The organism is Rheinheimera gaetbuli (genome assembly GCF_054781935.1).
In genome coordinates, this window is the sequence record NZ_BAAGTL010000008.1 from 717,693 (window position 1) to 741,879 (window position 24,187).

Annotated in this window: 14 protein-coding genes; 13 read left to right on the forward strand and 1 reads right to left on the reverse strand. The window is 49.1% G+C overall.

Annotation, left to right across the window (positions count from 1 at the left end; all coding sequences use genetic code 11):
* Positions 1-8: 8 nt before the first annotated feature.
* From uxaC to ACYVIC_RS10245, 12 genes are all read left to right on the forward strand, one after another.
* Positions 9-1,433 carry a glucuronate isomerase gene (gene uxaC / locus ACYVIC_RS10190; protein ID WP_460859602.1) on the forward strand — a complete coding sequence of 475 codons (1,425 nt, stop codon included), beginning with the start codon at positions 9-11 and terminating at the stop codon, positions 1,431-1,433.
* A 196-nt stretch (positions 1,434-1,629) separates the two neighbouring features.
* Positions 1,630-3,099 (forward strand): mannitol dehydrogenase family protein, encoded by a 1,470-nt coding sequence (locus ACYVIC_RS10195; protein WP_460859604.1) that lies wholly within the window; start codon positions 1,630-1,632, stop codon positions 3,097-3,099.
* Positions 3,099-3,755 (forward strand): bifunctional 4-hydroxy-2-oxoglutarate aldolase/2-dehydro-3-deoxy-phosphogluconate aldolase, encoded by a 657-nt coding sequence (gene eda / locus ACYVIC_RS10200; protein ID WP_460859607.1) that lies wholly within the window; start codon positions 3,099-3,101, stop codon positions 3,753-3,755. Before ACYVIC_RS10195 ends, eda begins: the two co-directional genes overlap by 1 nt.
* An 11-nt stretch (positions 3,756-3,766) precedes the next feature.
* Positions 3,767-4,723: a sugar kinase gene (locus ACYVIC_RS10205; RefSeq protein WP_460859609.1), complete on the forward strand. Its 957-nt coding sequence runs from the start codon at positions 3,767-3,769 to the stop codon at positions 4,721-4,723.
* Between the two features lie 83 nt (positions 4,724-4,806).
* Positions 4,807-6,432 carry an NADP-dependent glyceraldehyde-3-phosphate dehydrogenase gene (locus tag ACYVIC_RS10210; RefSeq protein WP_460859611.1) on the forward strand — a complete coding sequence of 542 codons (1,626 nt, stop codon included), beginning with the start codon at positions 4,807-4,809 and terminating at the stop codon, positions 6,430-6,432.
* A gap of 159 nt (positions 6,433-6,591) precedes the next feature.
* Positions 6,592-9,621 (forward strand): TonB-dependent receptor, encoded by a 3,030-nt coding sequence (locus ACYVIC_RS10215; protein ID WP_460859613.1) that lies wholly within the window; start codon positions 6,592-6,594, stop codon positions 9,619-9,621.
* Positions 9,621-10,781: a pectate lyase gene (gene pelA, locus ACYVIC_RS10220; RefSeq protein WP_460859615.1), complete on the forward strand. Its 1,161-nt coding sequence runs from the start codon at positions 9,621-9,623 to the stop codon at positions 10,779-10,781. The genes ACYVIC_RS10215 and pelA overlap by 1 nt, the downstream gene beginning before the upstream one ends.
* Positions 10,782-10,895: 114 nt before the next feature.
* Positions 10,896-13,637: an FAD-binding and (Fe-S)-binding domain-containing protein gene (locus ACYVIC_RS10225; RefSeq protein ID WP_460859617.1), complete on the forward strand. Its 2,742-nt coding sequence runs from the start codon at positions 10,896-10,898 to the stop codon at positions 13,635-13,637.
* Positions 13,638-13,746: 109 nt separating this feature from the next.
* Complete coding sequence (locus ACYVIC_RS10230) at positions 13,747-16,635, forward strand: response regulator (RefSeq protein WP_460859618.1); 2,889 nt, start codon at positions 13,747-13,749, stop codon at positions 16,633-16,635.
* An 18-nt stretch (positions 16,636-16,653) separates the two neighbouring features.
* The gene (locus ACYVIC_RS10235; RefSeq protein ID WP_460859620.1) at positions 16,654-17,040 is read left to right on the forward strand and encodes a response regulator; all 387 of its coding nucleotides are present in this window, start codon (positions 16,654-16,656) and stop codon (positions 17,038-17,040) included.
* Between the two features lie 45 nt (positions 17,041-17,085).
* Positions 17,086-19,848, forward strand: coding sequence for a PAS domain-containing protein (locus ACYVIC_RS10240; RefSeq protein WP_460859621.1), 2,763 nt, complete (start codon positions 17,086-17,088; stop codon positions 19,846-19,848).
* On the forward strand, positions 19,841-21,463 hold the full coding sequence (locus ACYVIC_RS10245; protein WP_460859622.1) for a diguanylate cyclase: 1,623 nt from the start codon (positions 19,841-19,843) through the stop codon (positions 21,461-21,463). The genes ACYVIC_RS10240 and ACYVIC_RS10245 overlap by 8 nt, the downstream gene beginning before the upstream one ends.
* A 65-nt stretch (positions 21,464-21,528) precedes the next feature.
* On the opposite strand, the gene luxS is transcribed toward ACYVIC_RS10245, so the two are convergent.
* Entirely contained in the window at positions 21,529-22,038 is a 510-nt protein-coding gene (gene luxS / locus ACYVIC_RS10250; protein ID WP_460859624.1) for an S-ribosylhomocysteine lyase, read from the reverse strand.
* A 227-nt stretch (positions 22,039-22,265) separates the two neighbouring features.
* Between luxS and dnaK the strand changes: the two genes are divergently transcribed.
* The gene (gene dnaK / locus ACYVIC_RS10255; protein WP_460859626.1) at positions 22,266-24,176 is read left to right on the forward strand and encodes a molecular chaperone DnaK; all 1,911 of its coding nucleotides are present in this window, start codon (positions 22,266-22,268) and stop codon (positions 24,174-24,176) included.
* The last annotated feature ends 11 nt before the right edge of the window (positions 24,177-24,187 follow it).

A 24,187-nucleotide genomic window follows, 5' to 3' on the forward strand; every position in this document is an offset into this window, starting at 1 on the left:
ACTTGAATATGGCACAGAGTCGTCGCTTAGAACTGCACCCGGACCGGTTATTTCCGTCAGATCCGGTGGTGCGCGATATCGCCCGGCGTTTATACCAGCAAATTAAAGACTTGCCGATTGTTAGTCCGCACGGCCATACCGATCCACGTTGGTTTGCTGAAGACGCCAACTGGGACAATGCCACGGCCTTATTGTTGCTGCCGGATCACTATGTGTTTCGCATGCTGTACAGCCAGGGCATTAAGCTGGAACAGCTGGGCATCCGGCGTAAAGACGGTGCCGTGGTTGAAAGCGATTACCGCAAAATCTTCCACATTTTTGCCAAACACTATTACCTGTTCCGCGGCACACCATCGCGTATTTGGCTCGACACGGTATTCCATGATGTCTTCGGTTTAACACAAACCCTGTGTGAAGACACTGCCGATCATTACTACGACAGCATTAATGCCCAGTTGGCTAAGCCCGAGTTTAAGCCGCGTGCGCTGCTTGAGCGTTTTAATATCGAGCTGATTGCCACCACCGAAGGCGCGCTAAACGATTTAAAACACCATGCCAAATTAAAAGGCACCGGCTTTGAAACCCGCGTTATCACCACCTTCCGCCCGGATGACGTGATAGATGCGGATCGTGCCGATTTTGCTGCCAATGTCGCCAAATTAGGCGAAATTACCGGCGAAGATACCAACAGCTGGCAGGGTTATCTGGCCGCACTGCGTAAGCGCCGCGCAGTGTTTCGTGAGCATGGTGCTACGGCTACCGATCACGGTCACCCAACGGCGATTACCGCAGATTTGGCAATGAAAGATGCCGCGGCATTATTTCAACGTTGTTTAAGCGGCAAAGCCTCGCCGGCAGAAGCCGAGCTGTTTCGCGGCCAGATGCTGACCGAAATGGCCGGCATGAGCCTCGAAGATGGCATGACCATGCAAATTCACCCCGGCGCGCACCGTAACCACAACCAGGTGATTTTCGAGCGTTTTGGTGCCGATAAAGGCGCGGATATTCCCAGCCCGACCGAATACGTACAAAACCTGAAACCTTTGCTGCAGAAATACGGCAACGAAGCCAGCTTAAACATCATTCTGTTTACGCTGGACGAAACCACCTATGCCCGCGAACTGGCGCCATTAGCCGGCCATTACCCGGCATTAAAACTCGGCCCGGCCTGGTGGTTCCATGACAGCCCGGAAGGCATGCTGCGTTTTCGCCATCAGGTAACTGAAACTGCTGGTTTTTATAACACTGTAGGCTTTAACGACGATACACGGGCGTTTTTGTCTATTCCGGCGCGGCACGACGTAGCAAGGCGCATAGACTGCCGCTTCCTGGCAGGCTTAGTGGCCGAGCACCGTTTAACCGAAGAAGAAGCCGGCGAGTTAGCCTACGAGCTGACCTATGGCCTGGTAAAGAAAGCGTATCAGTTGAAGTAACAATAAACGGAATGTTATGGCGGGGCCAGGTTCTGCGTTGACGTTTCACCTATATCGCAAGCGCAGCTCAATAACAGCTAAACAAAGCGTCTGCCGCATGGATGCGGCAGAGGAGCCCCCAGGGATGGGTTCACGGCGTCTTTGTGTGCTGTTACTGAGTGGAGCCAGAACAGCATAAATCGGATACAGACATTTTATGGCAAATCTCAACAATCAGACTCTGGCGGGTCTAAACGGCAAGCTGCCAATTCCGGCCTACCGGCTGGGCGAACACAAGCCGCAAATCGGCATAGTGCATTTAGGCCCAGGCGCGTTTTTCCGCGGCCATCAGGCCTGGTATACCGAACGGGCCCTGCAATTTGGCGGCGACTGGGCCATCAGCGCGGTATCAATGCGCTCACCCGATGTCAGTCAGGCCTTATCACCACAAGATGGTTTGTACACCCTGGCCGTGCTGGATGCCGTGCAAAGCTATCAGGTAATCGGCTCGGTGCAGGAAGTGCTGATTGCCAGCGAACAGTACAGCCAGGTGTTAGCACGCTTAACAGCCGCCAGCACTAAGTACGTTACCATGACCATCACCGAAAAAGGCTACTGCTTAAACGGCAGCGGCAAGCTCGACTTAAGCCATAGTCAAATCCAGCAGGATTTAACCGGCAGCAGCCAGCCGATAACGGCCATTGGCTTGCTGTTTACCGCTCTGGCGGTGCGCTACCAGGCCAATATCGCGCCGTTTTGCGTAATCAGCTGCGATAATTTAACAGACAACGGCCATAAGCTGCGTAATGCGCTGATTGCCTTTGCTGAGCAAAAAGACCCGACTATTGCCAACTGGTTAAGCCAGCAATTAATCAGCCCTTGTACCATGGTCGACAGCATTACCCCTGCCACCGACGATGCCATTAAAGCGCAGGTTGCACAGGTGCTTAGCGTGCAGGATAACTGGCCAATTAAACGCGAAGCCTTTGTGCAGTGGGTTATTGAAGATATTTTACCGGCTGACAGACCCGCCTGGCAGCAAGCCGGGGTTATTTATGCCCAGGATGTCACTGCCTTTGAAAAAGCCAAGCTGCGTTTACTTAATGCACCGCATTCTACCCTGGCTTATGTCGGCTGTTTGCTTGGCTATGAAACCGTATTCGATGCCATGCAGGATGAAGTGCTGACGCAGTTTATTCAGCAGATGATAAACGACGAGATTATGCCGTCGTTTAAAGCCCCTGCTGAGCTGGATGTTAAGCAGTACAGCGAAGACATATTAGCGCGATTTCGTAACCCGGCTATCCGTCATTTGCTGGCGCAAATTGCGTGGGATGGCTCGCAAAAGCTGCCGATGCGTATTCTGCCTGCCATTAGTGACAACTTAGCAACCGGTAAAGCTATCGACAAACTGGCCTTTGCCATCGCAGCCTGGTGCCGTTTTATTGTGAAGCGTTCTAACGACAACGATAAACTGGTTGACCCGCTGGCAGAGCCACTGCTGGCCGTTGCGGCGCAGTGCAGCGGCAATGCTGATACCGATGTGGCGCTGTTTTTAGCCGTCGATGCGGTGTTTCCGCCACAGCTTAGTTTAAACAACACCTTTTTTAGTGCAGTGCATGCTGCTTATCAGCAATTAGTTACCCGCCCAGCCGCAGCGCTGGCCGTTTTTGCAGGAGTCGTTTGATGTCGTCGTTACCCCCTTTATTGTCGTCTTTGGTAAAAGGTCCGGCCTTATTACCGATAATTCAGGCTGACACGCCGCATGAAGCCGTTGCCATTGCCAAAGCACTGGCTGACGGTGGCGTAGGCTCGGTTGAAGTGGTGCTGCGCACCCGTCAGGCATTAGCGGCCATTACTGCTATTCGCACTGCTTTGCCGGATTTATTAGTGGGCGCTGGTACCATATTATCGGCAACTGATGCCAATGCCTGTAAAGACGCCGGTGCACAGTTTTTGGTGAGCCCGGCCAGCACGCCTCAATTGCTGGACGCGATGATTGCTACCGGCTTGCCACTGGCACCCGGCGTGGCGACGCCGTCAGAAATTGCCATGGCATATGAATATGGTTTGCGTGAGGTTAAGTTTTTTCCCGCGCATTTATCCGGCGGTATTGAGATGCTAAAGGCCCTGAGTGGCGTATTCCAGCAGGTTAAATTTTGCCCCACCGGCGGTATTGGCCAACATAATCTGGCTGAGTTTTTAGCGCTGAAAAATGTGTTTGTGGTGGGCGGCTCCTGGTTAACTCCGGCTAATCTGGTGAAAGCACAGCAGTGGAGCCAGATCAGTGCATTGGCTGCTGAAGCAACCGCTATTGCCAGACAGATTAAAACCGCAGCTTAAGGAGCGTCGGCATGAGCAAACGTATTGTCATTATGGGCGAGTGCATGGTCGAGCTGTATCAGCTGGTCGACAATGTCTATCACCAGAATTTTGCCGGTGATGTGTTTAATACCGCGGTTTATTTAAAACGCACTTGTGAGAACCCGGTCGATGTGCAGTTTTTTACTGCTGTGGGGACCGATCTTATCAGCGACAAACTTGTGCGGGCCGTTGAGCGGGAAAAAATAGACACCCGCCTGATGCTGCGCACCAAAACCGCCCGGCCGGGCCTGTATATGATTAATACCGATGCTTTTGGCGAGCGCAGTTTTGTTTACTGGCGCGACAGCTCGGCGGCTAAACAGGTATTGCAGTGTTTTAACGCTCAGCTTAATTACAGCGCCATTAAAGGCTGCGATATGTTTTATTTCTCCGGCATTACGCTGGCGATTTTATCTGACAGTGACCGCGCGCAGCTATTTGAGCTGATAAGCCGGTTAAAAGCCGATGGCAGCCAGATCGTGTTCGATCCGAATTACCGCCCGGCGCTGTGGCAAAACGCTGATGCAGCCAAAGCGGCCTTTATTCAGGCATACAGTTTAGCCGATGTGGCACTGCCGGGGCTGGACGATCACCGGGTACTGTTTGACGCGAAAACCACCAATGATGTGCTGGCGCAACTAACAGAGCTGGGGGTAGCTGAGATAATCGTTAAAGATGGCGTAAACGGCATTAACGGTCGTTATCAGCAGCAGGGTTTTACAGCACTGGCGCATCCGGTGAAGAAGGTGGTAGACACCACGGCAGCCGGCGATTCGTTTAACGGTGGTTATCTGGCAGCGCGGTTAGGTGGCATAGCGCCGCAGCATGCAGTGAAGTTTGCTGCCCGGCTGGCCGGCTTTGTGGTGGAGCACACCGGCGCTATTGTCAGCAAGGATCACTTTAACGGCTTTTGGGCGCAGAACCGGCCTTCAGTGTTTGTGAAGTAAGAATAAGATCCGGCCTAAGCCGGGCAAGCGTCGCATCTGACCCTGACTAACAACCAAGTCAATTTTGTTAGAAGGAGCAAGGCATGAGTTTAGCAACAGTTTTTCCGCAAGCGGCTGATATACCGCCACAGTTTGCCCATAAAGGCGAGATAACCCAGCGCGAATATTTATTAAATGGCGAGTTGGTGCAGTGGCGTGGCGATCTAAGCCCGGTCGTCAGTCCCATTTATATCCGTGACGAGCAGTGTAGCGGCGATAGCTTACAGCAAGTGGTGCTGGGCCATACGCCGTTACTGGATGCAGATACCGCGCTAAAGGCTCTGGACAGTGCGGTAAAAGCCTACGATTTAGGCCGTGGTGCCTGGCCAACCATGGCGGTGTTGGAGCGCATTCAGCATGTGGAGAAATTCCTTGGTTTAATGCAGCTGCAGCGTGCTGAAGTTATTCGTTTGCTGATGTGGGAAATCGGCAAAACCTATCCCGATGCGGCAAAAGAATTCGACCGCACCTGTGACTATATCCGCGACACCATCGAAGCGTTAAAACAGCAAGACAGAGACGCCAGCCACTTTATTATTGAGCAGGGCAGCTTGGGTAAAATCCGCCGCGTACCGGTAGGCGTTGCGCTGTGTATGGGGCCCTTTAATTATCCGTTAAATGAAACCTTTACCACGTTAATTCCGGCGCTGATCATGGGTAACACCGTGATTTTTAAACCGGCCAAATACGGCGTACTGCTTATTCAGCCACTGCTACAGGCGTTTTTACACAGCTTCCCGGCTGGCGTTATTAACATTATTTACGGCCGCGGCCGCGAAACCGTGGGTGTGCTGATGGAAAGCGGCAAAATCGATTTATTTGCTTTTATCGGCACTAACAAAGGCGCCAGTGATCTAAAACGCATGCACCCCAAACCGCACCGCCTGCGCGCTGTGTTGGGTTTGGATGCGAAGAACCCGGCCATTATTTTGCCCGACGCCGATATGGAGCGCACGGTGAAGGAATGCGTGGCCGGCAGCTTGTCGTTTAACGGCCAGCGCTGTACTGCCTTGAAAATTTTGTTTGTGCAGCAAAGCCGTGCCGCCGAGCTGGTAGATAAACTCTCAAGTGCCATTAGCGAGCTGGAAGCCGGTATGCCGTGGCAGCAAGGCGTGGCAATAACGCCACTGCCAGAGCCCGGTAAAGCGGCGTTTTTAACCGGGCTTTTAGAAGATGCGCTAAGCAAAGGCGCTAAACTGCAAAACCCGGGGGGAGGGCAAACGAGTGCATCCTTGTTTACCCCGGCGCTGCTGTATCCGGTAAACAGCAGTATGCGGTTGTATAACGAAGAGCAATTTGGCCCGCTGGTGCCGGTAGTACCCTATAACGATATTAACGAAGTGATTGATTATGTTGTTAATTCTAACTTTGGTCAGCAGCTGAGTATCTTTGGCCAAGACCCGCAGCAAGTCGGTGCGCTGGTGGATATTTTTGCCAACCAGGTGGGCCGCATTAACATCAACAGCCAATGTCAGCGCGGGCCGGACAGCTTTCCGTTTAATGGTCGTAAAGACTCTGCCGAAGGCACCTTGTCGGTGGTGGATGCGCTGCGGCAGTTTTCGACGCCGACCCTGGTAGCGGCGAAATACCAGGATAGTGATGTCGACTTTGTTAAGCAGATGGTTAAAGCGCGCCATTCCCGCTTTTTATCGACAGATTTTTTGTTTTGATGCGTTGCCAGATTTTAGTTAGCCGCATCTCAGTTATTTAAATTATTTAAAATTTACCTGCTTTTGCTACCGGTGGCATGAGTGGGTTAGCAGTAGTCAGACTGGGACCTTGCCAGGCACACCGGAGCAACCTAAATAATAAAAAGGACAACAGGGTATATGAAGAAAGTCGTTAAACATCACAAGCTGGCTGCAGCAGTTATGCTGGCATTATCTCCGGCATTAGCTGTCGCACTGTCGTCGCTGGCTATGGCACAGGAAACGGAAACAAAAGCCGATATCAAAGCCGAGGATATTGAGATCATTGAAGTGTCTGGTTTCAGGGGCAGCTTAAATGTGGCTTTGATGGCCAAGCGCGATGCCGTAGGGTCCAAAGAAGTGATATTGGCAGAAGATTTAGGCAAGTTCCCCGATTTAAACGTGGCTGACAGCCTGGCCAGGGTGCCCGGTATTGCCATTGAACAGGATGCCGGTGAAGGCCGGCAAATCAGTTTGCGCGGTTTGGGCGCTACTTTCGTTAAAACCACCATTAATGGCATGGAATCAGCTTCTGCTGGCGCCGCGACCGATGCTGCCGGTGGCTCTAACAAAAGCCGCGCCTTTGACTTTAACGTGTTTGCCTCAGAGCTTTTTACCCAAATAGATATTAATAAAACCTTATCGGCAGAACTGGAAGATGGCGGTGTTTCCGGTAATGTGAATTTGCAAACGGCGCGGCCGTTTCAATATCAGGAAACTAAACTGGCTTACAACGTTAATGCCCGTTACAACGATGTAGCTGAGGCGGTTACGCCGCGAGCTTCTATCATGTTTAGCCAGAACTGGGACAATAAATTTGGTGTGCTGGTGTCTGCGGCTTATTCAGAAGGCCTGGTGCAAAGTGAGGGGGTAACCACAGGCCGTTGGACGGTAAATAACCCGGCTTGGGTTGCAGGGGGCGCTGACAATAAACTTACCGCTGCGCCTGTTACCCAACTGTCGCCTAAAGGGGTTTACACCAACGAAAATATGGAAGGTTTATGGCTACCCAGGTTGCCACGTTATTCCATTTTTAATAAGCAGCAAGAGCGCTTAGGTATTACTGCTGCGTTTCAATATCGGCCAATAGATGATCTTACGCTGAATTTTGATGTGTTGTATGCCTCGCTGGACAATACGATGGATGAATTCCAGTATTCAGCCTTGATCCGCAATAACGTATCGAGCCGCACAAATATTTACGCGGAAAACCTGATTGTCGATGCCAATAATACCATCGTTGCCGGCACCTTGTCTGGCGTGCCTATCCGCTCAGAGGCCCGGCAGGATGTGTCAAACTCAACCTTTAAGCAATTTACGCTAAGTGGTGACTGGCATATTAATGACCAATTTAAGATGAACTTTTTGCTTGGCATGGGCAAATCTGATCTGGATATTCCTTATCAGCGAACCTTCGCACTCGATAGTTTCGATTCTACCTTTGCCTATAGCTATGACAGTGCTATCGATCCGATAAGCCTGATTGGCCAAACCGGCACGGCCATTGGCATTGGCAGCATGAACATGAACATGCCTGCTTTTGCTTTTGCTCCTGCACAAGCTTTTGGTAATAACTACAGCAAGACAGAGTTAGAGCAGTTAATGCTAAACCCCGATTTATATAGCTTAGGCTTGGTGCGTAACCGCAATCAGCAAATTGGCAGTGAAAATAAAAATGTGTCACTGCATTTTGCCTATGAAGTGAACGACCAATACACTTTAAAGTGGGGTTTAAATCACCGTACCTTTAATACTGCTAACGTGCAGCGTGACAATGGTTGGCGCTCGCTGAATCCGGCAACCAACCGCACCAGCGGTGACGTAGCAGAGGTGATGGTGCAACAGCTGGATGCCAGCCGTACGGCCGGTAATTTGTATGCACTAACCTTGTCACAAGCCGGGCAGTATTTTGGCAATGCAGCAACAGTGCCGGCTAATTCGTCTTTGTCGGCAGGCAGCTGGTTAACCACCGACTACGGCAAAGTGTATGATGCCTTTAAAAATGAAGCCTTTTTTGCCGCCAAAGAACGCTATAACAGCACTTATGATATTGAAGAGCGGGTAAATGGCGCTTACCTGCAATTGGATTTCCGTATCGAGCTGGCCGGTCGCGAACTACGCGGTAATGTTGGCGGTCGCTATCTGGATAACAAAAATACCTCCGGCATTATTAACCTTGATCATATTTATGCCGATGGTTACACCGCCGGCCGCGGGGAGGGGGCTAACTTTGCTGACGGCTATGGCTGGCGCTACACGGTAAGTGAAGGCAAAGATTTCCTGCCAAGTTTGAATTTAGCCTATGATATTACCGATGATTTGGTAGGACGTTTTAGCGTATCTAAAGCCATTACCCGGCCGCCATTAAGTAATTTAGCATCAGCCATCAGAGTAACCCGCCCAAGCAGCGCCAATAACGATACCGCAACGATACAATTAGGTGCGGGGCCAACATTACGGCCTTACGAGGCGGATCAGCTTGATCTGGGCCTGGAATGGTATTTCGACGACGAAGCGCTACTGGCGGTGGCCTTCTTTTATAAGGATATGACTGGCCTGAGCAGGGGTACGCGACAAGAAGTGTTGAGTGCACAACAACTGGCGCAATTAGGTATCGACATCGGCGACAGGGACCCGGCTACCGTGACCTGGGATGTATCACAGCTGATTAATACACCGGGCGAAACCGTAAAAGGTGTAGAGTTTATTTATCAACAGCCTTTTACCATGTTACCGGCACCTTTTAATCGCTTTGGTCTGCAAACTAACCTGACGTTGATTGATTACGAGCAAGACGTAACGGACCCGCTTAGCCGCGAGCAAGTTACGCTTATGGCTGAGGAAACGTCAAAACGTACCTATAATGCTACCTTATACTATGAATATGAAAAATTCAGTGCCCGTTTTTCCTATAACTTTCGTGAGCGCTATATCAAAGAGTATTTGAATAAATACCGTGATGAAGGCTTATTTGGCCGCGGAGTTGATGATAAAGCTCAGCTGAATTTTTCTGCCCGTTATAAATTCAGTAAAACGATGTCATTTAGTTTTGAAGCCATTAACCTGACAAATGCTGCCAATACGCAATGGAGCGATGTGTATACACCACGGCCTTATGAGTATTTGCTAACAGGGCGACAATACTTACTTGGTGTACGAGGATCTTTCTGATGTCAGGCACATACGCTCAGATTAGCCGTTTGCTACTCTGCTTGTGTGTGCTGCCGTGGTCGCCCACCTGGGCGACCAGTTATTGGCTGGGACAAGATTTGCCCCCTGTCTGGCAGCAATATATGCAGCAATCGGCTGAATTAATGCAGCAGGACCAGCAGCAATTGCAGTTTGAACAGCAGCAAAGCAGTCAATCGGCAGTACCCAGAGCAATAAAACATCGTGACTTTGGTTTAACAGGCATCAGCAACGAGGCTGAAGCAGAGGCGGTGCTGAGTTTTCAAACGCCCTCCGGTGGTTGGAGCAAGCGCACCGATATGCGTATTGCCAGACAAACCGGCCAGCATTTTGGCTCTGAAGCCAATTACGTGCCTACTTTTGATAATAACGCTACCAGTACGCAATTGCATTGGCTGGCTGATTTTTATCCCAAAGCGGCGCCACCACAGCAGCAACGTATCGCGCAGGCGATAGAGCGCGGAATAGCGTTGATATTACTGGCGCAATACCCCAACGGCGGTTTTCCGCAATCTTATCCGCTGCGGGGCGGTTATCATGATGCCATCACGCTGAACGACAATGCCCTGTATCAACTGATGCAGTTGCTGTGGCAGGTGGCGCACGATCCGCGCTTTGCCATGTTAGCCGATAGTACTAAAGCCGACGCGGCGGCAGCGTTTTATCGCGCTGTGGATTGGTTACTGGCTAATCAGGTGGTGGTAAATGGTAAGCGCACAGTATGGGGCGCGCAGCATCATCCGTTAAGCGGCGAGCCGGTAGCAGCGCGTAAGTTTGAACAGGTGGCACTGGTAAGCAGTGAAAGTGCCAAACTGCTGCAGCTATTGCTACGCCATGCCACTGATTACCAGAACGTGGCTTCAACCCTTGCCGATGCGGCCGACTGGCTGCGGCAACATCAGATTAAAGACAAAGACCGTCACCGTGACAGCGACGGCCGCTTGTCATTAATAGACAGCCCCGGCAGTGTAATTTGGGCACGGTTTTATGATCTGAAAACCGGCCAGCCGGTGTTTTTCGACCGTGACGGTAAAACGTATAGCGAGGTCAGCCAGATATCGCTGGAACGCCAGCGCGGTTACGGTTGGTATCAAAGCGTGGTCGCAGAGTTCCTGACACAGTATGACAAATCGCAACCTTAGTTATGTATAAATTATTCATTTATTCTGACTGGTGATAAAAATTTTATGCAAGCTGTCAACGAATACCGTATTATCAATTAATCTGATTGGAGTGTTTTATCGCCAGAGGTTTGCATGCAACCGCAGTTTATTCAGGCCGTTAAACAGCTTATTCCGGCTGAGCGTTATTTTGACGACCCTATTGCTATGTTAGCTTATGGCACCGATGCCAGCTTTTATCGCTTGCTGCCCAAACTGGTATTACGCGTTGAAAGTGAAGCTGAAGTGGTGGCACTGTTAAAACTGGCAAATGAATTTAAGGTGGCGCTGACATTCCGTGCTGCCGGTACCAGTTTATCCGGCCAGGCGGTAACTGACTCTGTGCTGCTGGTGCTGGGCGAAAATTGGCAACAGCGCGAAGTACGTGGCCTGGGCGAGCAAATACGCCTGCAACCGGGTGTCATCGGTGCCGCGGCTAACAGCGTACTAAGCAAGTTTCAGCGTAAAATAGGCCCGGATCCGGCATCAATTAACAGCTGTAAAATCGGCGGTATCGTGGCCAATAACGCCAGTGGTATGTGCTGTGGCACCGCGCACAACACCTTTAACACCTTAGCTGGCATGCGGCTGGTATTGTTTGATGGCACTGTACTGGATACCGAAGATCCACTAAGCGTAGCGGCATTTCGGCAAAGTCATGCACACTTGCTGGCAGAGCTTGAATTGCTGGGCGCCCAAACCCGGGCCAACAGCGCGCTTAGCGCTAAGATCCGCCATAAATACCGCTTAAAAAACACCACCGGTTTTTCACTTAATGCCTTAACCGAATTTAGCGATCCAATAGATATTCTTACGCACTTAATGGTGGGATCAGAAGGCTGCCTCGGTTTTATCAGTGCGGTAACTTACAACACTGTGCCGGAGTATCCGCACCGCGCCACCAGGTTGCTGGTATTCCCGTCGGTAGCAAGCTGTTGCCTGGCGGTAACACAGCTAAAACAGCAACCGGTATCGGCAGTAGAGTTGCTGGACAGGCGCAGCCTGCGCTCGGTGCAGAATAAGCCCGGCATGCCGGATTGGGTAAAGAGCTTGTCAGATAATGCCTGTGCTTTATTGATAGAAAGTACTGCACCAGGCAACAGTATATTGCAGCAACAACTGGCACAAATATCAGCTTGTCTTGCCGGCTTTGAGCTGGAGCAGCAAGTATCATTCAGTAGCGATCCTGTGGTGTACAACCAGTTATGGGCCATTCGCAAAGGCACCTTTCCTGCAGTAGGTGCGGTGCGTAAAACCGGCACAACGGTCATTATTGAAGATGTTACCTTTCCGGTAGAACAACTGGCAGAGGGAGTGTCGCAGCTGCAGCAGCTGTTTGATAAATATTATTACACCGAGGCGATTATTTTCGGCCATGCGCTGGAAGGCAACCTGCATTTTGTTTTTACCCAGGGCTTTGACGATGCCACCCAGGTTGCACGCTATGACGCCTTTATGCAGGAGGTTGCGCAGCTGGTAGCGGTGCAGTTTGGTGGTTCGTTAAAGGCCGAGCACGGTACCGGCCGCAATATGGCACCTTTTGTGGAACTGGAATGGGGGACAGACGCCTACCAACTAATGTGGCAAATTAAAAAGCTGCTTGACCCGCAGCATATTCTTAACCCTGACGTGGTGCTAAGCCATAATCCGCAATTGCACCTGCAAAACTTAAAACCGTTGCCGGCCACTAACCCGTTGGTAGATAAATGCATAGAATGCGGTTTTTGTGAGCCGGTGTGCCCGTCACGCAAATTAACGCTAACACCACGCCAACGTATCGTAACGCAGCGCGAAATATCGCGCTTAACGGCCAGTGGTGATGAACCACAGCGTTTGGCGGCTTTGCAGCAATCTTATCAGTATCAGGGCAATGACAGCTGCGCCGCTTGCGGTATGTGCAGTACAGCCTGCCCGGTAGGCATTAATACCGGTGATTTAACCCGACAGCTGCGGGGGGTAAAAAACCGGCCATGGCAGGGTCTTGCCGCTTTTATCGCGCGGCACTTTAGTGTTGCTAGCGCTATAAGCCGTTTTGGCCTGCGCGTAGGGAATATATTGAGCACAGTGCTGCCGCACTGGCATAAGGCTATGCCAACAGCAAACTACCGCAGTGTGGTAAATCAAGACGCTGCTGATAAGGCGTTAACGCCGCTGATTTATCTGGCGTCTTGCTCTGGCCGTGTCATGGCCCCTGCGGCCAATAGCAAAGATAAACGTAGTTTACAGCAGGTAAGCGCCAGCTTACTGCAAAAAGCAGGCTATCAGCTGATCGTGCCTGAGGGTATCGACAGCCAGTGCTGTGGTATGCCGTTTCAATCGAAGGGCCAGTTTGCGGCAGCAGAGCTTAAGCAGCGCCAGCTGGAGCAGTGGCTGCTTAAGGTGAGTAATAACGGCGAGATAGTGATATTTTCTGATACCAGCCCCTGCAGTTTAACCTTGCGTGGCAAATTAGACCCACGGCTAAAAATCTATGACAGTGTCGACTTTTTGCATGACAAGGTGCTGCCTAAGCTGAATATTACGCCGCTTAACGAGGCGGTAGCGCTGCATATTACCTGCAGTGCCAGCCAGTTGGGCCAGGCCAGTAAACTACAGCGGTTGCTCGCTGCCTGCAGTAATACTGTGGTGATACCGGAAGGTATCAGCTGCTGCGGCTTTGCCGGGGATAAAGGCTTTGTATTGCCACAGCTTAATGCCTCGGCGTTATCGGAGTTAAAGCAGCAGGTAAGCGCTTGCTCACAAGGGGTGTCAAGCAGCCGCACCTGCGAGATTGGTTTATCGCAGCACAGTGGTATTGAGTATCAGCATCTGGTTTACCTGCTTGATAGGGCAAGTTGATCTCGGCCTACGTATAACTGAAATAAATAAGAGAATACTTTATATATGATTTGCACATACCCCTAATTTAGGCAATTCTGTAGTAAGTTAATGAAGGCGGTGCTGTTAAATGGGGCTACTAGCTGGACATAAACCAATATCTGTCAGGCAGCTATATTGGGTGTGTGGTGTCGTCATTTTAGTCATAATGTCACTGGCTGCTTTCGGTGTTGCCAAACAACGGATAAATGTTTTCGAGTCACGGCTGGAAAATCTGCACAGTTTACAAACCGATAAGCTTTTGCAATTGCGACAAGAGCTGAGTTTTCAGGCCGAAATAATGTTAAAGATGCTCAGTAGTGATGAGCAGTTTCTTAAACCGTTGCAAAGTCTGGCTAACGACAATACAAACAGTGATATTACTGCTTCCCATCCCATCTATCGGCAAATCCAGCTGAGCCTCAAAGAGCATTTACAACGATTGGCACCTAATGCGGTGACGCATTTAAATATCCATTTCCCTGGTGAGCCTGTCGTGCAAATTAGTGCGTTAAAGCCAGGTTACTCTGTGGTTTATAACAATCAACTACAGTCTGATCTGCCCCGGGTTCAAACAGCATTTCGCACCGGCTTAAGTCTGGAAGCTGATGGTTTAGTGTTAAAGTCAGTTTTGCCTCTGATACATAATAACAGGTTGCTTGCCAGCCTGGAGTTAGGTTTAAATCTGAAGCAAGTCGCAGGGCTACGCCAGGCCTGGCAGAGTTCTGAAAACATTCCTAACCTGTTTTTACAATCGGCTATTTTGGTCGACACCCGCACATTGGATACGTTTTACAATACATTGTCGGTAGAGTGGTTTCGTAGTGAACGTTGGAGCACCTTGCATCCTAATCAAATGTTGCACACATGGATTGATCGCGGGTTGGTAGGACTTGCTGATGGCAAGCCTGAACATTTTTTAGTACAGCATGCTGATAAACACTATTTATTGTCAATTCTGCCTTGGCGGCTATGGGATCAAAAAGATAATGCCGCTGAAATAAGTGTTAGTGTGCAGTGGCAGGATGTTACCGCATTGCACAATGACTATATACAAGAGCAAAAAATCGGCGCCATCATTCTTGCTCTGTCGACTATTTTCTTGGTTTTGCTTGGTCTGATTACCATTAGTTTTTTGCAGCGAGTTGCTAAGCACGATGTGTTATTGCAACAGACGTTACTGGAACAATCCGAAAAAAAGTTTGCTGCGTTATTCAGGTTGTCGCCCCTGCCTATACTTTTAAACCGTTTTCGTGATGGTGCCTACATTGAAGCTAACCCAGCCATGGAACAGTTAGTTGGTTATACGCTAGAAGAGCTAAAACAGCTAAGCTACCGGGATTTAACGCCTGAATCTTATGCTGACTTAGAGCTGCTGCAACTAAAAGCGCTAACTGAAACTGGCCGGTACGGCCCTTATATTAAGCAATATCGGCACAAAAATGGCGAATTAATTGATATCGAGCTTAATGGTTTGCTGTTTAGTAATGCGCAGGATGAAAAGTTTATTTGGACTATTATCAAAGATATCCGCGAAATTAAGCGTATAGAAAAACTCAAAGATGACTTTGTTTCTACCGTAAGTCATGAGCTGAGGACGCCTTTAACGTCCATTAGCGGCTCATTAGGATTGGTATTAGGCGGTGCAGGTGGGGCGCTAAGCCCTAAAGCAGAAAAACTGCTCGGTATTGCTCACAAAAACGGCCAACGTTTAAATCTGTTGATTAACGATTTGCTGGATATTGAAAAGCTAATGGCCGGCAAAATGCGCTTTGATGAAACCGCAGTGGCTTTACCCCGCTTGCTGCAGGATGCGCTGGAGCAGCATCAGCCTTTTGCCTTGCAGCACAATGTAACCTTAATACTCAATGCCGTACCAGATGTGCGCTTGTGGATTGATACTGCCCGTATACAGCAAGTGCTGGCGAACTTTTTATCCAATGCAGTAAAGTTTTCGCCACCACAATCTGAGGTTGTGTTAGGTGCGGAAGTGCATGAATATAAAGTAAAAATATGGGTAAGGGACCAAGGTGTTGGTATCGCTGAGGCTGATCAGGTGCAACTGTTTAAACGTTTTTCACAGTTAAATCATAAAGATAATCAGGCTAAAGTAGGCACCGGACTGGGCCTGGCGATTAGCCGCGAAATTGCTTTGCAATCTGGTGGCAATGTTGGTGTTAACTCAACGTTTGGCGAAGGCGCAACGTTTTGGCTAGAGCTGCCACTTTATCAGGCATCAATTCAGCCTGAACGGCATGAAACTATTTTGGTGGTAGAAGATGACGCCGATACTGCCTCGGTGCTATGTGAATTTTTACAGTCACAACATTACGCCACAGATTGGGCGCCGGATAGCGTTACCGCATGGCAGCGGTTGGCTGAACAGCGCTATGATGCGATAACGCTGGATTTAAAGCTACGTGAAGAAAGCGGCGCTGATTTTTTTCTGCGGCTGCGCGATAACCCGGCAACTGTGAATATGCCGGTGTTAATCATTTCTGCGTTTGTCGAGCAAGGCAAATTACAGTTAGCGGCTTTAGCTAATGCCTTAGATTGGCTGGAAAAACCCGTTACACCAGAGCTATTAAGCCTGAAAATTGGCCAGCTGTTGAGCCAATTACCGGGTGAAAAACGCTATAAGCGTATTTTGCATGTTGAAGACGACAGCGATATTGTCACTATTATGCGGTTGCAGCTGGAGAATCAATGCGAATATCTGGCGGTAACATCGCTGGCGCAGGCGAATAAAATACTACAGCAACAACGGTTTGACCTGATTTTACTGGATTTAGGTTTACCCGATGGTAATGGTATGAGTTTATTAAGCATTATTACGCAGAGCCAGGGTGATATTCCGGTAGTGATTTTTTCGGCGCAAGATTTAAGTGTTGAAAATAAGCAAAAAGTACGGGCAGTATTTAGTAAAAGCCGTATTAATACTGAGATACTGGCAAAGTATCTGAAAAATCTTCTTAACTAAATACAAAAGAGGCTGCAAATGACGCTGCAACGTGTAATGCATGTAGAAGATGATGAATCCATTCGCGCGGTGGCTGAAATTGCACTGACGGATGTGGCTGGTTTTGAGTTATTAAGCTGTGACAGCGGCCAAAGTGCCCTGGCACAAGCAGAGGCGTTTGCGCCGCAACTTATTTTGTTGGATGTAATGATGCCGCAGATGGATGGTTTACAAACGCTGCTGGCTTTGCGCCAGTTGCCCGGCATGGCGCAAGTGCCGGTAGTGTTTATGACAGCTAAGATACAACAGGCAGAGAAGCAGCAATACATAGCCGCTGGTGCGATAGCGGTCATCGATAAACCGTTTGAGCCAATGGCGCTGGGTGATACATTAAGCCGGCTTTATAAGCAAAGCCAAACAGCCTGATTAAATGCATAATTACGCAGTACAATAACCACAAGAGTAGAGCTTATGCAGCAGCCTGAGATTCCAGCAAATGAACCCCAACGACTGTTGGCACTGGTTGGCTCAGCGCTGTTGGATACTGAGAATGAGCCAAGATTTGATCGTATCACCAAACTGGTGCAGCAATGTCTGGGTACTGAGATTGTACTGATTTCATTGGTAGATGACGACCGGCAATGGTTTAAATCCTGTCAGGGCTTAGATGCTTGTCAAACTGGCCGAGATATTTCATTTTGCGGCCATGCTATTTTAGCCAGCGATATTTTTGAAGTGGCTGATGCTGCTGCCGATCTGCGTTTTGCTGATAACCCCCTGGTTACTGCTGCGCCGTTTATTCGTTTTTATGCAGGTGCACCGTTGCATTTTAATGAGCAGCGCATTGGCACCTTATGCATTATCGACCCTAAGCCGCGGCAGCTTTCGCAGGTTGAGCGGAAAATGTTGCGCCAGTTTGCCGACCTTGTTGAGCAGGAAATTACTGACAGATTACAGCAGCAAGCGCACGAGCAACTTTTAGTCAGTGAGCTAATGAACCGGTCGGTGCTTGAAGGTACCCGAATCGGCACCTGGCAGTGGAACGTTCAAAGTGGAGAAACATTATTTAACCAGCGCTGGGCTGAAATAGTAGGCTATACGCTGGATGAGTTGGCGCCAATAGATATTAATACCTGGCTTGGGTTGGCACATCCGGATGATTTAGCAGGCTCTGGTGCCGCGTTAGAGCAGCATTTTTCTGGCCAGTTACCCTTTTACGACTTTAAATGCCGTATGAAACACAAAGCAGGGCATTGGGTGTGGGTGCATGACCGTGGCCGCGTTGTTAGCTGGGCTGACGACGGCAAACCACTAATGATGTATGGCACTCATGCTGATATTACTGAGCAAAAACATGCTGAGCTGGAGTTGCAAGCCAGTCGCGATCAGTTTCAGACGCTGGTGGCCAATATTCCTGGGATAACCTACCGTTGTAAAGTTGATGCAGACTGGACCATGTTATACATGAGCGACAGTATTGATCCCCTTTCCGGCTATCCGGCCAGTGATTTTATTAATAACAGTGTCAGAAGCTATGCCAGCGTGATCCACCCCGATGACCGCGATTGGTTGGAACAGACTGTATCAGAGGCCGTGCAGCAAAAAATCAGCTGGATACTGCAGTACCGGGTTGTCCATCAAAGTGGCAAAATACACTGGGTAGAAGAGCGCGGCAAAGCCGAATATGATGAAAATGGATGCGTTGAGTTTTTAGACGGCTTTATCTTGGATGTCACCGAAGAAAAGTCGTTAAAGCAACAGCTGGTAAAGCTGGCATCTCAGCTGCCGGGTATGATGTACCAATATCAGCTGTGGCCTGACGGGCGTACGGCATTTCCCTTTGCCAGTGAGGGTATTGAAAAAATATATGGTGTGTTACCCGAAGAAGTTATTATTGATGCCAATTTTCTTTTTGCAAAAATCCATCCGGATGATATTGAACCCCTGTCTGAAAGCATCCGACAGTCTGCAGAAGCGTTATCTATTTGGCAACATCAATACCGGTTTTACTTAGATAATGAAACCCCTATTTGGTTGTCCGGCCGCGCCACGCCTGAGCGAATGCCGGACGGTAGCACGTTGTGGCACGGTTACATTGAAGATATTACCCAAGTTAAACAGTATTACCTTGAGTTGGAAAGGGTGAATGCAAAGTTACAATTAAGCCAGCAACGGTTGGATATGGCCAGTGAAACGGCCATGATGGGGTTTTGGCAAGCCTCGCTAAAAACCGGTGAGTTGTGGTGGTCGCCGGTGATTTATCAGATTTTTGGCTTTGATGAAAATATCACGCCAAGTGTAGCGTTATTTAAAAGCACCCTGCACCCTGACGATAAACAGGCGGTAACAGACAGCGAGCAGCGTGCGCTGGAAAGCGGACTACATGATGTGGTGCATCGTATTATTCGCCCGGACGGCAGCATTCGCTGGGTGCATGAGTTGGCAAGATTACTGCCACAAGAGGAAAATCCGCAGCAACTGTTGGTCGGTTCAATCCAGGATGTGACAGAACGGATTAAACTGCAACAGTTAAAAGATGAGTTTATTTCTACCGTAAGCCATGAGTTGCGCACACCGCTTACGGCGATTAAAGGTGCATTAAATTTAGTTGATTCGGGTACGCTGGGGCAGGTGCCTGAGGCGATGCAGCGTTTAATCGGTCTTGCAAGCAGCAATAGTGAGCGACTGGCAAATCTCATCAATGATTTGCTGGATATGGAAAAGTTACTTGCCGGTAAAATGCCATTCGATATCAAGCCAGTGCTACTGTTACCCGAACTGACACAAGCAGTTGAAAATTTGCAGCCATTCGCATTTCAACACAATGTGAGTGTAGTGTTAGATGTAATAGCTGCCCCAACGGTATTAGCAGATGCTTTGCGCCTGCAGCAAGTGCTGACCAATTTATTGTCTAATGCGGTCAAGTTTTCGCCTGCAGGTGGTGAGGTTAGGTTAACTGCGCGGCAGTATGAACAGCGCGTTGAAATTGTTGTTTTAGACCAAGGTGAGGGTATCGCACCCGAGTTCCAGCATCGGGTGTTTGAGCGCTTTGCTCAGGCCGATGGCTCAAATCAGCGAAAGAAAGGCGGCACCGGTCTGGGGCTGTCAATCTGCAAAGAGCTAGTTCAGAAAATGCAAGGAGAGATCAGCTTTAGTTCGCAGCTTGGGGTTGGCACCCGCTTTGTAGTTAGTTTGCCAGAGGCTAATCATTCAAGGGAGAAAATGGGTGAGTAGTACTAGATCAAGGGCCGATTTGTCTGCCGCTTTTAGTTCACTGCGTTTAAGGTTTGAGTCGGGCTTAGCTGAGCGGTCGGCTAATATGCTGTCTTTAGCCGAACAGCCATTGCAAAGTGATCTCGCTATTGTTGTCGCTGAGGCACATAAGCTGGCTGGTGCTTGTGGCACCTTTGGTTATGCAGTGCTGGGCAGTCATGCCCGACATATTGAGCAACTTGCCAAAGAGCTTAGCAGCAAAGTGGGTGATGAACGTCTGCAAGCTTTACCTGCTTTGCGCCAGGCCCTATTGGAATTTGATACCGCGGTAAAGCACGCCCTGCAGGGAGACGGTAAAGCAGAGGTAGAAAATAACACCACATTACATCACTCTGATTCCGTCTGGTTATTGTTGCCTTATGAATCTTTAACGGACGACCTATCGCGTCAGTTACATGCGTTTGGTCATAACGTTGAGTGTTTTACTGACTTTTCCAGCTGCCTTAAACGATTGCAAAGCGCAGCGCCCGCGGTGTTGTTGGCGGCAATTAACACCGAACAAGGCGCGCCGCTGTTTGACCAGACGTTATTGTTAAAGCAGTTAAAGCAGCATGGCTCTCATTTGTTAGTTTTTTCTGAGAAAGACGACTTTGATTTACGTGTAAAAGCTGCCCAGCAAAGGGCTGAAGCATTTTTCGTCTCGCCGCTGGATGTGCCTAATATGGTTTCAGCCATTAGTGATTTGATGGAAAACGGTACCAGGCGCCAAGGCAGGGTGTTTATCGTTGATGACGATAAGCTGTTAGCCCAGCACTATGCTTTAGTGCTTAAAAGCGCAGGCATAAAGACACACATTATTGGCAGCGTGCGTCAAATTGTCTGTGAGGTAATTGATTTTCAACCCGACATATTGCTGATGGACATGTATATGCCTGAATATTCCGGTGCTGAGTTGGCAGGCATAATTCGTCAGTACCCTTCATTGAAGCGTTTACCCATCGTGTTTTTATCCTCGGAGATAAACAAAACGCTGCAACTTAGCGCGATGGCTTATGGCGCAGACGATTTTTTAACCAAGCCGATTGATGATGCGCAATTGGTGCAGGCAATAAAAACCCGATTAAAACGCAGCATGCAATTAAAGAATTTGATAGAAAAAGACAGCCTGACCGCTTTGATAAAACACAGTGCGATTAAAGAAGTCGCAGAGCTGGAGTATGAAAATAGCCAGCGTTATGGTAAGCCGTTTAGTGTGGTGATGGTTGATATTGATCACTTTAAAGGCGTTAATGATACCTATGGTCATGCGACAGGCGATATGGTGATTACGGCATTAGCGACATTACTGCGTAAGCGTATTCGTAAAACCGACAAGGCAGGGCGCTATGGCGGCGAAGAATTTATGTTGGTGTTGCCATCGTGCACGCGACAGCAGGCTGCAACGCTAACCCAGCAAATTTTAGATGCGTTTCGGCAGCTAACTTTTACTGCCAGTGGTAAGCACTTTAACTGTACCTTTTCTGCTGGTGTCATAAGCAGCGAAGAGAGTCATTTTAGCAGTGCCGGGCAAATGATTGAAGCCGCCGATAAAGCGTTGTATCAAGCTAAGCGAGCAGGGCGTAACCAGGTATGCTAATACAAAAGCCCGCTAGCACATGCAATTTTGCTATACGGGCAAATATCAGGGCGATTTTGAGTGGCTTACAGGGTGTTTAAAATTTCAGCCGGCAAGGCCAGCTCGTCATTGCGGTTTACACCGACACCGCGGTCAAGAATATTCTTGGCAATCTGCTTAGCTTCGTCCAGCGAGTGCATTTGCGCGGTGCCGCACTGATAAATATTCAGCTCAGGAATGTCGCCCTGGTTGGCCACGTGCAAAACATCGTCCATTGCTGCTTGCCAGGCTTTAGCAACACGTTGCTCGTCTGGCGTGCCAATTAAGCTCATGTAAAAACCGGTGCGACAGCCCATTGGTGATATGTCGATAATTTCAACATCATTACCGTTTAAATGGTCGCGCATAAAGCCGGCAAATAAATGCTCCAGCGTATGGATGCCTTTTTCCGACAGAATTTCTTCATTCGGCACGCAAAAACGCAAATCAAATACCGTGATGGCATCGCCTTTGGGTGTATTCATCTTTTTTGCCACGCGTACAGCCGGGGCTTTCATAATGGTATGGTCTACGGTGAAACTGTCGAGTAATGGCATAAAAACACCCTCAAAATTAAGGCTACAGATGGCGGCTATTATAGGCAGGTAACACCGGATAAGTTAACCGTTATTGGCGAACATCGGCGTAAAATACGCGGCAAAGCAGCAAAAAGTTCCCGGTTGGCAAAAATTTTAATTGAATAACCTTGAATGGATCAGGGCTAATCCCCATTAATCGCTCAACGCAATTTGTGATTGTTCAGAATATTAAGTGGAGTGTAGTTATGGGTAGAATCATCGGTATTGACTTGGGTACAACCAACTCTTGTGTAGCAGTATTAGACGGCGACAAACCTCGCGTATTAGAAAACGCTGAAGGTACCCGTACTACGCCCTCTATTATTGCTTATGCTGAAGACGGCGAAGTATTAGTGGGCCAGCCGGCAAAACGTCAGGCTGTGACTAACCCAAAAAACACCTTGTTCGCCATTAAGCGTTTAATCGGTCGTCGCTTTGAAGACGAAGAAGTACAACGCGACATCAAAATTATGCCTTACGCTATCGTAAAAGCAGACAATGGCGATGCCTGGGTTGAAGTCAAAGGTAAAAAACTAGCGGCACCGCAAATTTCAGCTGAAGTGCTGAAAAAGATGAAGAAAACCGCCGAAGACTTCTTAGGCGAAGCGGTAACGGCGGCGGTAATTACCGTACCTGCATACTTTAACGATGCGCAGCGTCAGGCCACTAAAGATGCTGGCCGTATCGCTGGCTTAGATGTAAAACGTATTATCAACGAGCCAACTGCTGCGGCACTGGCCTATGGTATGGATAAAAAGAAAGGCGACACCAAGGTTGCAGTATATGACTTAGGTGGCGGTACTTTCGATATCTCTATCATTGAAATTGACGATGTAGACGGCGAGCAAACTTTTGAAGTATTAGCCACTAACGGTGATACTCACTTAGGTGGTGAAGACTTTGATAACCGTTTAATCAACTATTTGGTTGAAGAATTCAAGAAAGAGCAGGGCATTGACCTGCGTAACGACCCATTGGCGATGCAGCGCTTAAAAGAGTCTGCAGAAAAAGCCAAGATTGAGCTGTCGTCAGCGTCACAAACTGAAGTGAACCTGCCGTACATTACAGCTGATGCCTCAGGCCCGAAACACCTGAACATCAAAGTAACCCGTGCCAAGCTGGAATCTTTAGTTGAAGACTTAATTCAGCGCACTATTGAGCCGCTGAAGCAAGCGCTGAAAGACGCTGATTTAAGCGTGGGTGAAATTAACGACATCATCCTGGTTGGCGGCCAAACGCGGATGCCAAAAGTACAGGAAGCGGTAACCGCTTTCTTTGGCAAAGAGCCACGTAAAGACGTAAACCCGGACGAGGCAGTAGCAGTAGGTGCGGCCATTCAGGGCGCGGTACTGTCAGGTGATGTTAAAGACGTATTGCTGCTTGACGTTACGCCACTGTCACTGGGTATTGAAACCATGGGCAGCGTAATGACGGCGCTGATTGAGAAAAACACTACGATCCCAACCAAGAAATCGCAGGTGTTCTCAACAGCAGAAGACAACCAGTCGGCGGTAACGATCCACGTGCTACAGGGCGAGCGTAAGCGCGCCTCTGACAACAAGTCACTGGGCCAGTTTAACTTAGAAGGTATCCGTGGTGGTCGTCGTGGCGAGCCACAAATTGAAGTGGTATTCGATTTAGACGCCGACGGTATTTTGCATGTGTCTGCTAAAGATAAAGACACCGGCAAAGAGCAGAAGATCACTATCAAAGCCAACTCAGGCTTAACCGATGAAGAAATTCAGGCCATGGTACGTGATGCTGAAGCCCATGCTGAAGACGATAAAAAGTTTGAAGAGCTGGTACAAACCCGTAACCAGGCTGATGCGATGGTACATGCTACCCGTAAACAGCTGGAAGAAGTGGGTGATGCGTTAGCGGCCAATGACAAAGAAGCGATTGAAACGGCAATCAAAGAGCTGGAAGCTGTTCTTAAAGGCAGCGACAAGGCGGCGATTGACGAGAAGTCACAAGCCCTGATCCAGGCGTCACAGAAGCTGATGGAAGCCTCACAGGCCAAAACCCAGCAAGGTGGCGGCGATGCGGGCCAGCAAGCTGATGGCAACGACGATGTAGTCGATGCTGAGTTTGAAGAAGTGAAAGACGACAAGAAGTAATCTGGCTGAAG